We start from the raw sequence: 14922 nt of genomic DNA, 5'->3' as shown, positions 1-14922 counted from the left end.
TGAAAGTACAAAATAAAAAGGAAAAATGAAGGCATGTAAAGATGTCTTTCTTAAGCAGGATAAATTTTACAGTAGGGGATGTGGGGCTGGGACGCAGAGTCTATGGGTGCTTTTGCTTTGAATAAATATCATGGCATTGAGTATGAGCTGGTTGGTGTTGGTTTTGTACGGCTTAGGATTACAAGCTAGAGATGAAAGAATGAAAAAATGAAGTTTCAAGCGCGCATTTTAACACTTTATCCTGAAATGTTTCCTGGTTTTTTGGGTTATTCTTTAGCTGGACAAGCGTTAGCCCGAGGCATATGGTCATTGGAGACAGTGCAGATTAGAGATTTTGCTTTGGATAAACACCATAGTGTTGATGATACACCAGCTGGTGGGGGAGCTGGTATGGTGATGCGGGCGGATGTGTTAGCGGCTGCATTGGATAGTTGTCCAAATGATTCGCCACGGTTGTTGATGAGTCCTCGTGGGCGACCTTTTGATCAAAATTATGCACGTTCTCTCGCGTGTGAGACGGGTGTGACATTGGTTTGTGGACGTTTTGAAGGTGTCGATGAACGGGTCATAGAAGCGCGGAAATTGGAAGAGGTATCCATTGGAGATTATATTCTTTCAGGGGGTGAAACGGCGGCATTGGTTCTTTTGGATGCTATTATACGTCTTCTCCCTGGTGTGATGGGTAATGAGGCTTCTGCAAAATGGGAAAGTTTTGAGAATGGTTTGCTGGAACATCCTCAGTATACGCGTCCTGCTCTTTTTGAAGGACGTGCTATCCCACCGGTGTTAACATCAGGACATCACAAAGCTATTGCTGATTGGCGCCAACAACAAGCTGAATTGTTAACACTTCAACGTCGTCCTGATCTTTATGCGCGTTATGAGAAAAATCGTCATAAAACTTGATTCATATTGTAAGGTGGTGTATTGCATGGCTCTCTTTTTAGAGAATTTTTATATAAGGTTTTTCTGTAGTTCCAAAATTAAAATCAAGGAATGGTGTATTCGCTCCTGTGTAATGCATAGCCTAAAGAACTTCTTTTCTTTGTATGAGAGAGCTTTTTTCGGCAAGAGTTGAGCGCTCTGACTGTTCGATAAAGAACATGAAGGATAAAGGAAATGAATATTATCGCACAGCTCGAAGCTGAACAATGTGCAAAAATTGAAGCAAAACGCCAACTGCCCGCTTTTAAACCAGGAGATACCGTTCGTGTTATGGTGCGCGTGACCGAAGGAACACGTACCCGTGTTCAAGCTTATGAAGGAATTTGTATTGCACGTTCAGGTGGTGGGTTGAATGAAACGTTTACTGTGCGCAAGATTTCTTATGGTGAAGGCGTTGAACGGGTCTTTCCGGTTTATTCTCCCCTTATTGAGGGGGTTGAGCTGGTGCGCCGCGGTAAAGTACGCCGTGCAAAGCTCTATTATCTTCGTGGTTTGAGAGGTAAAGCTGCACGTATCGCTGAAAAGAGAGATTACCGCAAAAAAAGTGAAAAGGTTGCTGAAATCGCAAAAGCCGCAGCTGTCAGTGAAGAGGCATCAACGCAAGCCGCTGAATAAAGACTGCTTGTCGCTGAAATTTGTGCAAGAGTGACTTTATATTACATATTTTTATCCTGCATGATTCGTATATCCAGTTAAAGGAGTGGCTTTGAGGATGCCTAAAAATGTTAGGCCTCTCAAAGTCTCTGTATTTTGTTTCTCTTAAATTATAGTGTGAAACTCAAGTTCTTTTGGCGATATTGTTGGTATTTAAAAATAGGCATCAATATACTTGGAAAAATGTATGTTTTATTTTGTGAAATGATGTTAGACCTTTGACGTGAGAGTAAAATTGTATTAGATTAAAGCCTGTTTTACGGATACATGTTGGTAAAACAATCGGTTTTTTTTATGCGTGACCTTTAATCCGTTATTTGAGACAACCGACCTGTAATATTGGCATTTTGAAATGCCAAATAAATGGAATTGATCATGAATCCAGTCATTTTGTGCGAATCTTATCGCTCATCATGGGGGTGCATCGTCATGATGAGGTTGTAGTAAAAGCCAGGTCAGGATATTTTATGGCAGAGACAATTAGGATAAAAGAGCGCCCTCGTTCTCCTCATATAAGTATTTATCGTTGGACCATTACGATGGCTATGTCAATTGCACATCGTATCACCGGTATGGCTCTTTATTTTGGAATGGTTTTTCTCGCTCTTTGGTTAATGGCGGTGGCTTGTGGAGCTGAGGCATTTAAAACAGTTCAGGAAATTTATAGTTCTTTGCCTGGGCTTTGTATCTTGTTTCTTTATACCCTTGCTGGGGTTCATCACATGGTGGGCGGACTTCGTCATATTGTTTGGGATCTGAAACCTTGCCTTTTAGATAAAAAAAAGGCAACTGTAACTGCCTGGGCAACAGTGTTTATTTCTCTTATTGTTACTCTTGCGATTTGGATTGTTGGATATAACATTGTTTAGCTGGGGGTGGAGAGGGCTATGAAAAAAGATTTTCGAACGGAACTTGCTAAAGTACGTGGACGTGGAAGTGCACATGAGGGAACAGAGCATTTTTGGTTGCAGCGGTTGACAGGTTTTATAAATCTACCACTTTTAGTCTTTTTTATTGTTCTTATTCTCTCACTGGTTGGAGCAGATTATAGCACTGTGCGTGCACGGCTTGCTCATCCTGTCGTGGCTATTTTAATGGGGTTGTTCGCTGTTTCAGTCCTTTATCATATGAAGCTTGGAATGCAGGTGGTTATTGAAGATTATATTCCACGTGAAGGTTTCCGGATATTCTTTTTGGCATTAAACATTTTGTTTTGTTTTGTTTTGGGGGGAGTCATCATTTTTGCTCTTTTGAAAATTGCGTTAGGGGGTTAAGCAGTATGGCGAGTACAGGATCATCTCTTGGTGCTAGAGCAGGTAATGCCCCTTATTGCACTGTAGATCATAAATTCGATGTCGTTGTTGTTGGTGCAGGTGGTGCTGGTTTGCGGGCAACACTTGGGATGGCAGAGCAGGGATTAAAAACAGCCTGTATCACAAAAGTTTTTCCTACACGGTCGCATACGGTTGCTGCACAAGGTGGTATTGCCGCCTCGCTTTCCAATATGGGACCTGATAATTGGCAGTGGCATTTATATGATACCGTGAAAGGATCTGATTGGTTGGGCGATACCGATGCAATGGAATATTTGGTACGGAACGCCCCTGCTGCTGTCTATGAATTAGAACATTATGGGGTGCCTTTTTCACGGACGCAAGAAGGTAAAATTTATCAACGTCCCTTTGGTGGGCATACAACACAATTTGGTGAAGGTCCACCTGTGCAGAGGACTTGTGCGGCGGCTGATCGCACGGGACATGCCATTTTGCATACCCTTTATGGACAGAGTTTAAAACATAATGCACAATTCTTTATTGAATATTTTGCGCTTGATCTCATTATGACTGATGGTGTGTGTACAGGGGTTGTAGCGTGGAACCTTGATGATGGTACAATACACCGTTTTTCTGCCAAGATGGTTGTTCTTGCAACCGGTGGCTATGGACGTGCTTATTTTTCGGCAACATCGGCTCATACCTGTACGGGTGATGGTGGGGGAATGATCGCCCGTGCTGGATTACCACTTCAAGATATGGAATTTGTGCAATTTCATCCTACAGGGATTTATGGTTCGGGTTGCTTAATTACAGAAGGCGCGCGTGGTGAGGGAGGCTATTTGATCAATTCTGAAGGTGAGCGCTTTATGGAACGCTATGCACCTTCCTTTAAAGATTTGGCTTCGCGGGATTTGGTTTCACGCTGTATAACCCTTGAAATTCGTGAAGGGCGCGGCGTTGGTCCAAGAAAGGACCATATCCATTTGGTCCTCAGTCATATTGATCCTGCTATCTTGCATGAACGTTTACCAGGGATTTCTGAATCAGCACGGATTTTCGCAGGAGTTGATGTGACAAAAGAACCGATCCCCATCCTTCCAACAGTGCATTATAATATGGGCGGTATTCCTACCAATTATTACGGAGAAGTTCTCAATCCAACCGCTGATTCGCCTGATCGTGTTCAACCAGGTTTGATGGCGGTGGGCGAGGCTGGATGTGCCTCTGTTCACGGCGCTAATCGTTTGGGATCAAATTCATTAATTGATTTGGTCGTGTTTGGTCGTGCCGCTGCAATTCGTGCTGGTGAAGTAATTGATCGAGATGCGGAAATTCCTCCTCTTAATGAGGTTGCTGTTGACGAAATTATCGCGCGTTTTGATCGATTGCGGTTTGCTCGAGGAACAATGCCAACAGCTGTATTGCGTGAAAAAATGCAGCGCACTATGCAAGAAGATGCTGCTGTCTTCCGTACCGAAGATTCGTTGCAACAAGGATGTCGAAGAATAAGTCAAATTTGGGGTGAATTAGCTGATCTTAAAGTCACGGATCGCTCATTGATATGGAATTCTGATTTGGTCGAAACATTAGAGCTTGAGAATCTGATGGCCAATGCAATTACCACTGTTTATTCTGCAGAAGCGCGTTTAGAAAGTCGGGGTGCTCATGCACGTGAAGATTATCCAGAGCGGGACGATAAAAATTGGCGTAAACATACGCTTTCTCATTTGTCCAAAGATGGGAAGGTGACTTTATCCTATCGACCTGTCCATATTGATCCATTAACATCTGAAGCAGATGGTGGTATCGACTTAAAGCGCATTGCACCTAAAAAACGTGTTTACTGAGGGGAGAATGGATTATGGTACAAATTAAGCTTCCCAAAAATTCTCAGGTAAAACCAGGAAAGGTGTGGCCTAAACCTGAAGGTGCTACACAACTAACAGAATTTCATGTTTATCGTTGGTCACCGGATGATGAGGAGAATCCGCATCTGGATACCTATTATGTAGATCGCTCCGCTTGTGGTCCTATGATTCTGGATGGGCTTTTGTTTATTAAGAATCATATTGATCCAACTTTAACACTTCGTCGATCATGCCGTGAAGGTATTTGTGGTTCGTGTGCTATGAATATTGATGGAGCCAATACGCTGGCTTGTACCAAAGGTATGGATGATGTAAAGCATCCCATTAAGGTCTATCCTTTGCCTTCTATGCCGGTAGTTAAAGATTTGGTTCCTGATTTAAAGCGCTTTTATGCACAACATCGTGTGATTGAACCTTGGTTGCAAACTGTTTCACCTGAACCGGCTAAAGAATGGTTACAAAGTCATTCTGACCGGCAAAAAATTGATGGTCTTTATGAATGTATTTTGTGCGCCTGTTGTCAGACTTCATGTCCCAGTTATTGGTGGAATGGTGATCGGTATTTGGGGCCAGCTATTTTGCTCCAAGCTTATCGCTGGATTGCTGATTCTCGTGATGAAATGTGTGGTGAGCGTCTCGATAATTTAGAGGATCCCTTCCGCCTTTATCGGTGCCATACGATTATGAATTGTGCGCAAACTTGTCCAAAGGGGCTCAATCCTGCAAAGGCAATTGCTGAGATTAAAAAACTCATGGTTGAACGCCGTCTTTAAAAGTTCATCTGTTCATGAGGGTAAAGTAGGGGGGCTCCCTATTTTTGTATTTTTTGTCCCAAAGAGAGTCTTTATGAATGTATTCTGTGCGTCTGTTGTCAGACTTCATGTCCCAGTTATTGATGGAATGGTGATCGCCCTTTGGAGCCAGCTATTTTGCTCCAAGCTTATCGCTTAGATTGGCTTACTCTCGTGATGAAATGTGTGGTGAGGGTTTCGATAATTTGAGAGGTTCCCTTCCGCCTTTATCGGTGCCATACGATTATGAATTGTGCGCAAACTTGTCCAAAGGGGCTCAATCCTGCAAAGGCAATTGCTGAGATTAAAAAACTCATGGTTGAGTGGTGCCTTTAGAAATTTATCCCTTATAAGCGGAATGTGAAAAGCAAGAAAGTATGCGTGCTTTTTAAGCTCTTTGGGATGATACACAGGATTAAATCTATAAAAGCTTATTGGCTTTTATATGCGCATCAAAAATAGTTCTTATCGCTTCTTAAAAAGGATGCTTCTTCTTTTTAACAAAAGAGATGTCTCATTCAGAAATATATCTTGAATGCCAACAATAAGCTGTAAAGAATTTATTATTGCCTGAATGGCTTCAGTTTTCAGAGAAATTATGCTTGATCCTGATAAATCTTTATGGAGGCTCAGTTTATATTCTTTTACATTGTTCTATAGAAAAGGGGAATTTTTGCTATCGTTTAGGTTTTTGTTTTATCATTAAATTTTATTGTTGCTTCTATAAAAGTGAAAGAAATTTGTTTGCACAACCAAAATACTTTTTTATTTATTTTTTGGTATAAAAGCTATTTCTTAGCATGAGAAATGAACTTTAGCTAATAGCATCAATAATTCATCACGTTTATTATTGCATTCATTATCTCATAGTTTTTGAATAGGAAAGACAGGTTGTGTATGTTTTTCAAGCGAAAGTTTACATACATAACTGTTTCTGTAATTAGGAAGTGATCTATAATATTGCAAAATTATGCTAAAGCATAAACTATAAAAGTAGGATCAGTTTGCATAAAAAACAGTAAATTGCTTTCAAGATATTTTCAGATGTAAGTATGTTTTTTTACAAAATAAAATATGGCGCGAAGAGAACTTCAATGGCAATTGCTCGTAACCACAAGATAATGAGAGGTAATATATTCTCTCTGAGAAAATTGACATGTGATTTGTTGCTGCTTAATTGTTTATAATGCGACTGAGTTGTTCGTGTTGGTAGACTCTATAAAGGCATTTTTTGATTAACGAGCAGCTATGTTGATGACGAGAAAGTGAAATATAGAATTTTAAACGATAAGTTATTGCTTTTATGATGACAAATATTTCATAGAATCTTCATTGATATGTAAATTAAGAGCTATTCCTCTTTTGGCATAAAAATATGCTTTTCAAAAAATGAGTAAAACAATCAAAAGCAATAAGAGTTTTGTGTGGATTTATCTTTTCTCATAGAGTCGTATCATCAATTTTTTATCTCTTTTGTTATGAGAGTATGAAGGTTTTACCCAAAAAGTAAGTGGAGGAGAAGGTTTATTTCAAAAGGTCTATAAAAAGCCGCAACAAATTGTCACGGCTGTTATTGTCTGTATAATATTGAAGAGTTCCCTTAAATAATCTTCGATTTAGAAAAAATTGGATCATAAAAGACTTCAGAGAGTTTTCTATCTTTGAAGAACAACACCACATCTACTGTCGTGTAAAGCACGATCTTTATCATTTCTATATCAAGTTGACGGCCAATTTCTGATCTTTTGATTAGTGTGGCACATCGCTCAAACGTTTGCAAAGCATTGTTGGCGTGTGTTGTTGTAATTGATCCTGGATGCCCAGTATTCAATGAGTTGAGATATTCCCACGCTTCGTTGCCACGCAATTCGGCAAGAAAAATGCGGTCAGGCGACTGACGCAAACATGCATCTAAGCACTCATCAGCTGAAACACGACCTGCACCGTTACCATAAAGCATATGTACGTGATTGGGATGATTGGGTAGAAAAAGTTCATGAACATCCTCAATGGTGATAATGCGTTCTTCTACGGGAACTTTTTCAATGAGCGAGCGAGCAAATGTTGTTTTACCCGATCCTGTTTTTCCAGCAATGATGATATTGCGTTTGTAGAGTACACACTGTTCCAAAAATTCAAGAATTTTTCTCTCACGTTTAAGACTAAGCAGCTGCACTTCAAATGGCTCTAGTCTTGTGAAATCTTGCTTGGATAACAAGCTATTTGCTTCTTTTTCTGTAGGCTTATTAAAGCTTACATCGGTAAAACCATTAAATGCACCTTCCTTCTCAAGTTCTTCTAGTGTCTTAACCGTGAGAGAATGCTTGCGAATCACAAAAGATAGTGCACCATCAATGACAGCCGGCGTTTGTACAATTGTACCACGCTGCCTACCAGGTAAGCGCACATAATTAATACTTCTGGGAGCCATACCATTATAAACGATCACAGCTGTAATGAGCGTTTGTAAAAAAGCAGTTGTTAATTCTGGTACGTTATGTACCTGCCAACCTTCAAAGCTTTTTGTCCATACTTCACAGGGACGACAGATCGATAATTCAGTGATTTTGGGATCTTCTAAGAAACAATCAAGCGGTTGCAGAAGCTGTGCAACTGCTTGATCTTTCTGTATTTTATTAACGTGTAACGAGGCTGTAGACATCACTGAAATCCAAATCTCGAGCAACAAAAATATTCACTCGCTCGCCTTGATTTTTATAAAGTGTTGGTGGAATGTTAATGGAGTTTTGAAGAACATCGTTCACTATCGATTGAGCATTCTGCACGCCCTGGGGCAGTGCTTGTTCTTTATTCTCTTTGTCCTCTTTATTTTCCTTACCTCTTCGCCAGATTTTATCCTTTACCCATTCTCCTAAATCACCAATTATGCTCACCATGATTGCTCCACCAAACCGTTGCCAAAAATGCGTATCGACCCAACCACCGATACCAGCTTCTCCAAGGGGGCCAGTACCAGGTGAGTCAAGATTGACGATAACACCGGAAGGTGTTTCAATACGTGACCATTGTACGAAAACACGCGTTTGCCCTTGCTGTATGCCGCTTTGGTAAAAACCAATGACCTTAGAACCACGATCGAGCAAAACAACCCGGCCACTCGTAGAATAAACATCGCGTGTTAAATGACATGTTGTCATGCCTGGTTGTGTGGTAATAATCTTCGTCTCTAATGTGCAATCTATCTGCGTTCCCTGCGTAATCAAGAGATCACGATTATGGAGTTGCGCAGCATAGGATTGGCCTAATCGTACCGGCTGTAGGTTATCGAATAGTACACCGTTATTTTGATCATTGTTAGATGCTTTATTCTTTGAACTTTCTGCAGAGCCTTCACTACTGCCACCGTTGTTTAGACCAGAACTGAACATGCGTTTGCGTGCCAATTCTTCAGCATCTTGCATCAAATGTGGTGGAATCGTTGTTTGGAGAAGTTTCGTTAAAGCTGCAGGAAGTTCCGATGTTGTGTCTTCTGCTGGTGTTGTTTTTTCATTCTCTTCTACAACTTTCGGTTCTTCTATAACACGAGGGGTATAACTTGGTATAATTTGCTGTACCGTCTGTTGAGGCTTTTCTTCTTCAACTTCTGCGCTATTACGCATTTTTAAAGCTTTCCAAGTCAAAGCAATTGGCACTGCTATTATGACAACCAGTCCTACCATTAATAATGCACGTGCACCAGGAATCGTTGGACGGCGCTCTAAACCTAATTCAGAGCTCCCATATGCACCTTCAATATGTTTTTGCTCAATATAACCTGGTTCCGCATTTTTGTTGATTTCATCCCCTTTCTTGTCGCCAAACATTACTTTCCTCCTTTATTAACGCGATGAACCACCGAAGATATTGTCCCAGTTGTGTTTGGTATACCATTGGGATCATAGGCTTCATTAAAAATAGCTAAAGCACGTTTGCCAAGCCGTATGAGCCACTTAGGATTTACTTTATGAACGGCAATAATATCATTGGAACTACCTACAACGGTCCGTGGTATTAAGCTTTCATTGCCTTCAGCGTCTACTACGTAAATTGATGGCATGTCCATGTTGGCAGGAAATTTGAAATAGGTAATACGTCCATTGTCCCAAGCGTTTATCGGAGCAATATCTTGGTTACCACTCATGGTGTAGCTTAGGTTATAACCTTTCACCCCTTGGTGAAAACCACGTTCAATAGCAAGGCGATGAGTATTCTCATCTAATTTTTGGGTATTTGTATCGGGATAATGGAAAGCTAATTCGTAGGTTGCTCCAGCACGGTCATTTCTGAACTGTAGTCGAAATTTATAGCTCCGTTTGTCAGTTACAACAATGAGATTGGTATTAGCAAGTTCTGCTTTGGGCTTGATAAAGATATGTCGTCCCTTATGGGCAAAGGCATAGGCATCCGAATCACCAAAAGCATGTGTGATATACTGTTCGCCTTCTTCAAGGATAATATGTGTTGCCACACCGAGAACAGTTTCAATTTGAACTACATCAGCTACATTATACATGACATAGCGAATGCGGTGATCATATTGTGAATGAGATGGGGTCTTGAGTGCTTGTACAGGTAGTGTATAAAGAGAGGAAAATGAAAACAGTAGAGCAACGAACACAATTTTTTTCATAACAATCAATCCCTTAATTATTCAACAGTATTTCCGGATCAGCACGGTAACTTGTTACTTGGAAGCCAAGGGGATTAAGCAATCGATCAGATGATTTCATTGGTGCACCAACATAAGTATAACCAATTGTTGCGATTTGGTGTTGTTTTGGCCCAACTGCGCCACTGCTTTCATGTTGTTGTGTGGTGAAACGCACTGTTGCTTGACCACGTCCATTGGGTTGGATCGAGCGTACTTTAACTGTGATACGTGCCTTGTTAGAAAGCACTTTATCACGGGCATCTTCACCTTCATAAATTTTATAAAATTCCTGTTGAACAGCTCCCGCACTTAAAAGCGCTGTTGTGTCATAGTTTAGCTGAATAGTGTCGTAGTCGTAAGTTTCACGATTAAGGACATATTGATTGAGCCAATATCTGTCTACAACTTCACCATAGCTGGTTTCATGCTCGCGCATTATAGAAATGACATCGACCGCGCCAGTTGTGTTATCAACGCGTAGCACCAAGGGGGTTGGAGCTGGTTGGGAGAAGCCAACGACTCCACATATCATGCCAAACAACCCAAAAATGCCAACAGCACCTGCGACACGCCATGCCGTCTTACGCGATTTTATAAATTCGTTTATGAGTTCACGTTCTAAGCCTCTGCTTTCTTCATAATAACTGTTAAGTTGTTGTGCTTTTACTGGTTTAATTTGTTTTTTCATATGGTTCCTCGCTGAATTTCGGCAGGGACTGTTTTATTAATCGGTACACGGTTCCAATTACTTGGTTGCTTTGGCTTTGGAGCTAATCCGCAAGCGGATAGAAAATTCGCAATCAAAATTGCAAAAATGATTTTTTTCATTTTAATACTCCTATTTTACAACTGTAATGTATGCTTGTATCATTTTTTTGTCATTATTTCAATTTTGATTATAAAATATATTGCCTATAATTGTGTTTATTATTTCTTTATTGTTTATGGAAATGTTCAGTTAGAATACAGATATTTTTTACTGGGTAGCTGATATTTTGGTTATTTGCTTGTGCGGATATTATCGGTTACATTGTTTCTTGCACTATCTAATATCTCCAGAGGTGTCTAAATGTAACACCTTTTGCCAAGGAATTGGCAATGCTTGATAGTTTAAACAATAGTACAATAGAGATAATGGATAAGATGAGGGCTCCACCAAGCGCATAACCCACATTTTGTTTTCCGTCGAATTTCAGATCGGTCATATAATTTGCAAAGATTTCCATCATCAGACTAAATATGATTGCTATGAGTACCAAGAAAATTGTATAATTTAAGATTTGAGCGATCCATCTTTCGAAAAACTGATAAGTTGGTTGCCAAAGCAAGGCAACGATGAAAAGTGGTCCCAGTCCCACCAGCAGAGCAAGTGCGATTTTTGCTAGCAAGATGAATGCACCGCCGATTGCTGCGAGGAAGCTTGTTGCAAGCAAGATAAGAATACCAAAGAGGCCGTAAAGGAGCCCATCAGCATCTAAGAAAGCAGCTTCTTCAAAAGCTTTGCTTGCACTTTCGAACCCTCTTTCGGCAACTTTATCAATCAAGCTAGCTAATTGTTTGTCCTGTGGTGGATTATTTATGAGCGCGGCTGACAAGTCATGGGGCATTGTTGTTATTATATTCGTGATTTCTGGTTGATAAAGTCCTGCAGTTAATGCAATTGAAGTAATAATACTCACTCGCAGGCAACGGCTTAGGAATCCAGAGAGTGGCATGTCTATTGCACCACGCATAATAAGCCACCCATATATAATGAAAGTGATGCTGAGACCGACTGATACGAAAGGTGTAATTGTAGCAATTGCGTTGGAGGAAATGTCTGTAACGTATGTTTTTGTTGCCTGATCAATGTGATTGAACAGTTGCGTGAACATTGTGAAGTCCATGGCATTCCTCTTTAGTAAATTTTCAATTTTCTGTTACTTTGCAACATGACTGTGTTTTGTGAGGTTTATTTGTATATACGCAATTTGTTTAAGTGTTTTCGAATGTGGAGACAAAAAGTTTAGATGACATAAAAAAACTGTTCACTAAATTTATCTTATAGTAGGCATTTGTTTATTCATACTTGCAAGAATTTGCACATTACGCTTACGTTTTAATCTTTGAATGAGTGTTTTTTCAATGTCGTGTGAATGTATGACCATTTGTAGCTTTGTCGATTCATTTTGAATCATAGCTAGCATACCGTTCATGCGCATTTTCATTTCTTCCACACCTTTTAAATCAGTCATTTTGTCAAGAGTGAGCAACATCTCTGCGATTTTCTCAAAACGATTTTCTATTTCCTGAAAAATATGTAGAGATATAGCTTTACTGATAATTGCTGCATATTGACTGCGCTCATCAATCTCTTCACGCGCATCTTGGACAGTAGAATCGCGAAGATAATTTTCGTCCTTTATCATTTTTTTGACGAGTTGGGGGATTTTCGTACCGAGCTCTGTTTGTTTGTTATTATCATAAATAAGCTGTGGGTTTAGAAAAAATAATTCACCATCATCATCATTACGTACTCGACTTTTTGTTCTGGTGCCGGTTATAGAATAACGCATTTTATCTAGAGACTCAATTTGTTCTTTCAATAACTCTATCTCAGAATCGGATTTAACTGGATAACTCACATTGACTGTTTGTAATTCATAATCAGCCACCGTAAGAGATTTTTGTTCAACGCCTACTGGTTTATAAAATAGATGTTCTTCTCCGTAGCTTGGTATTCCAGAAAATACACTTATTACCGCTGCAATAACCAGCCTTTTCATATTTTACTCCTTTTAATTATTTCATATTTTAGAAGGATGGACAATTACATCGCTAATTTCACAAATTCGTTTATGAGTTCACGTTCTAAGCCTCTGCTTTCTTCATAATAACTGTTAAGTTGTTGTGCTTTTACTGGTTTAATTTGTTTTTTCATATGGTTCCTCGCTGAATTTCGGCAGGGACTGTTTTATTAATCGGTACACGGTTCCAATTACTTGGTTGCTTTGGCTTTGGAGCTAATCCGCAAGCGGATAGAAAATTCGCAATCAAAATTGCAAAAATGATTTTTTTCATTTTAATACTCCTATTTTACAACTGTAATGTATGCTTGTATCATTTTTTTGTCATTATTTCAATTTTGATTATAAAATATATTGCCTATAATTGTGTTTATTATTTCTTTATTGTTTATGGAAATGTTCAGTTAGAATACAGATATTTTTTACTGGGTAGCTGATATTTTGGTTATTTGCTTGTGCGGATATTATCGGTTACATTGTTTCTTGCACTATCTAATATCTCCAGAGGTGTCTAAATGTAACACCTTTTGCCAAGGAATTGGCAATGCTTGATAGTTTAAACAATAGTACAATAGAGATAATGGATAAGATGAGGGCTCCACCAAGCGCATAACCCACATTTTGTTTTCCGTCGAATTTCAGATCGGTCATATAATTTGCAAAGATTTCCATCATCAGACTAAATATGATTGCTATGAGTACCAAGAAAATTGTATAATTTAAGATTTGAGCGATCCATCTTTCGAAAAACTGATAAGTTGGTTGCCAAAGCAAGGCAACGATGAAAAGTGGTCCCAGTCCCACCAGCAGAGCAAGTGCGATTTTTGCTAGCAAGATGAATGCACCGCCGATTGCTGCGAGGAAGCTTGTTGCAAGCAAGATAAGAATACCAAAGAGGCCGTAAAGGAGCCCATCAGCATCTAAGAAAGCAGCTTCTTCAAAAGCTTTGCTTGCACTTTCGAACCCTCTTTCGGCAACTTTATCAATCAAGCTAGCTAATTGTTTGTCCTGTGGTGGATTATTTATGAGCGCGGCTGACAAGTCATGGGGCATTGTTGTTATTATATTCGTGATTTCTGGTTGATAAAGTCCTGCAGTTAATGCAATTGAAGTAATAATACTCACTCGCAGGCAACGGCTTAGGAATCCAGAGAGTGGCATGTCTATTGCACCACGCATAATAAGCCACCCATATATAATGAAAGTGATGCTGAGACCGACTGATACGAAAGGTGTAATTGTAGCAATTGCGTTGGAGGAAATGTCTGTAACGTATGTTTTTGTTGCCTGATCAATGTGATTGAACAGTTGCGTGAACATTGTGAAGTCCATGGCATTCCTCTTTAGTAAATTTTCAATTTTCTGTTACTTTGCAACATGACTGTGTTTTGTGAGGTTTATTTGTATATACGCAATTTGTTTAAGTGTTTTCGAATGTGGAGACAAAAAGTTTAGATGACATAAAAAAACTGTTCACTAAATTTATCTTATAGTAGGCATTTGTTTATTCATACTTGCAAGAATTTGCACATTACGCTTACGTTTTAATCTTTGAATGAGTGTTTTTTCAATGTCGTGTGAATGTATGACCATTTGTAGCTTTGTCGATTCATTTTGAATCATAGCTAGCATACCGTTCATGCGCATTTTCATTTCTTCCACACCTTTTAAATCAGTCATTTTGTCAAGAGTGAGCAACATCTCTGCGATTTTCTCAAAACGATTTTCTATTTCCTGAAAAATATGTAGAGATATAGCTTTACTGATAATTGCTGCATATTGACTGCGCTCATCAATCTCTTCACGCGCATCTTGGACAGTAGAATCGCGAAGATAATTTTCGTCCTTTATCATTTTTTTGACGAGTTGGGGGATTTTCGTACCGAGCTCTGTTTGTTTGTTATTATCATAAATAAGCTGTGGGTTTAGAAAAAATAATTCACCATCATC

The 14922-nt window shown here is 39.5% G+C and carries 16 protein-coding genes and 2 pseudogenes; 7 read left to right on the top strand and 11 right to left on the bottom strand.

All coding sequences use genetic code 11. The features are described from left to right. The first annotated feature begins 207 nt into the window (after window positions 1-207). The 7 genes and pseudogenes from trmD to PVV68_RS00060 all read left to right on the top strand — a co-directional run. Window positions 208-906 carry a tRNA (guanosine(37)-N1)-methyltransferase TrmD gene (trmD, locus tag PVV68_RS00090; protein ID WP_273719745.1) on the top strand — a complete coding sequence of 233 codons (699 nt, stop codon included), beginning with the start codon at window positions 208-210 and terminating at the stop codon, window positions 904-906. A gap of 213 nt (window positions 907-1119) precedes the next feature. Next, the gene (gene rplS, locus PVV68_RS00085) at window positions 1120-1560 is read left to right on the top strand and encodes a 50S ribosomal protein L19 (protein ID WP_273719746.1); all 441 of its coding nucleotides are present in this window, start codon (window positions 1120-1122) and stop codon (window positions 1558-1560) included. 506 nt (window positions 1561-2066) lie between these two features. After that, window positions 2067-2468 (top strand): succinate dehydrogenase, cytochrome b556 subunit, encoded by a 402-nt coding sequence (sdhC, locus tag PVV68_RS00080; RefSeq protein ID WP_273719747.1) that lies wholly within the window; start codon window positions 2067-2069, stop codon window positions 2466-2468. 18 nt (window positions 2469-2486) lie between these two features. Further along, entirely contained in the window at window positions 2487-2873 is a 387-nt protein-coding gene (sdhD, locus tag PVV68_RS00075) for a succinate dehydrogenase, hydrophobic membrane anchor protein (protein WP_273719748.1), read from the top strand. Window positions 2874-2878: 5 nt separating this feature from the next. Then, window positions 2879-4723 (top strand): succinate dehydrogenase flavoprotein subunit, encoded by a 1845-nt coding sequence (gene sdhA / locus PVV68_RS00070; protein ID WP_273719749.1) that lies wholly within the window; start codon window positions 2879-2881, stop codon window positions 4721-4723. 14 nt (window positions 4724-4737) lie between these two features. Beyond that, entirely contained in the window at window positions 4738-5517 is a 780-nt protein-coding gene (locus PVV68_RS00065) for a succinate dehydrogenase iron-sulfur subunit (RefSeq protein ID WP_273756270.1), read from the top strand. Between the two features lie 102 nt (window positions 5518-5619). Next, a pseudogene (locus PVV68_RS00060) lies at window positions 5620-5871 on the top strand (4Fe-4S dicluster domain-containing protein); the annotation flags it as partial. Between the two features lie 1264 nt (window positions 5872-7135). Here PVV68_RS00060 and virB11 read toward each other — a convergent pair. The 11 genes and pseudogenes from virB11 to PVV68_RS00005 form a co-directional block, all read right to left on the bottom strand. Continuing rightward, window positions 7136-8200 carry a P-type DNA transfer ATPase VirB11 gene (gene virB11 / locus PVV68_RS00055; protein ID WP_273782554.1) on the bottom strand — a complete coding sequence of 355 codons (1065 nt, stop codon included), beginning with the start codon at window positions 8198-8200 and terminating at the stop codon, window positions 7136-7138. Then, window positions 8172-9359 (bottom strand): type IV secretion system protein VirB10, encoded by a 1188-nt coding sequence (gene virB10 / locus PVV68_RS00050; RefSeq protein ID WP_273719752.1) that lies wholly within the window; start codon window positions 9357-9359, stop codon window positions 8172-8174. Before virB10 ends, virB11 begins: the two co-directional genes overlap by 29 nt. Beyond that, entirely contained in the window at window positions 9359-10165 is an 807-nt protein-coding gene (virB9, locus tag PVV68_RS00045; protein WP_273719753.1) for a P-type conjugative transfer protein VirB9, read from the bottom strand. The genes virB10 and virB9 overlap by 1 nt, the downstream gene beginning before the upstream one ends. Window positions 10166-10178: 13 nt before the next feature. After that, on the bottom strand, window positions 10179-10874 hold the full coding sequence (locus tag PVV68_RS00040) for a virB8 family protein (protein WP_273782552.1): 696 nt from the start codon (window positions 10872-10874) through the stop codon (window positions 10179-10181). Then, complete coding sequence (locus PVV68_RS00035) at window positions 10871-11014, bottom strand: lipoprotein (RefSeq protein ID WP_273719755.1); 144 nt, start codon at window positions 11012-11014, stop codon at window positions 10871-10873. The genes PVV68_RS00040 and PVV68_RS00035 overlap by 4 nt, the downstream gene beginning before the upstream one ends. A 218-nt stretch (window positions 11015-11232) precedes the next feature. Further along, window positions 11233-12072, bottom strand: a complete 840-nt coding sequence (locus PVV68_RS00030; RefSeq protein ID WP_273719756.1) for a type IV secretion system protein — start codon at window positions 12070-12072, stop codon at window positions 11233-11235. Between the two features lie 150 nt (window positions 12073-12222). Beyond that, the gene (locus PVV68_RS00025) at window positions 12223-12951 is read right to left on the bottom strand and encodes a type IV secretion system protein (RefSeq protein ID WP_273782551.1); all 729 of its coding nucleotides are present in this window, start codon (window positions 12949-12951) and stop codon (window positions 12223-12225) included. 56 nt (window positions 12952-13007) lie between these two features. Then, window positions 13008-13106, bottom strand: a pseudogene (locus tag PVV68_RS00020) (TrwG protein); the annotation flags it as partial. Further along, entirely contained in the window at window positions 13103-13246 is a 144-nt protein-coding gene (locus tag PVV68_RS00015) for a lipoprotein (RefSeq protein WP_273719755.1), read from the bottom strand. The pseudogene PVV68_RS00020 and the gene PVV68_RS00015, both read right to left, overlap by 4 nt. A 218-nt stretch (window positions 13247-13464) precedes the next feature. Next, window positions 13465-14304 (bottom strand): type IV secretion system protein, encoded by an 840-nt coding sequence (locus PVV68_RS00010; RefSeq protein ID WP_273719756.1) that lies wholly within the window; start codon window positions 14302-14304, stop codon window positions 13465-13467. Between the two features lie 150 nt (window positions 14305-14454). Further along, on the bottom strand, window positions 14455-14922 hold a 468-nt coding region (locus tag PVV68_RS00005), incomplete at its 5' end, for a type IV secretion system protein (RefSeq protein ID WP_273782550.1).

It is taken from the genome of Bartonella sp. ML69XJBT (assembly GCF_028618515.1).
In the GTDB taxonomy this organism is placed as follows: domain Bacteria; phylum Pseudomonadota; class Alphaproteobacteria; order Rhizobiales; family Rhizobiaceae; genus Bartonella.
This window is presented reverse-complemented; position numbering and strand designations above follow the sequence as displayed.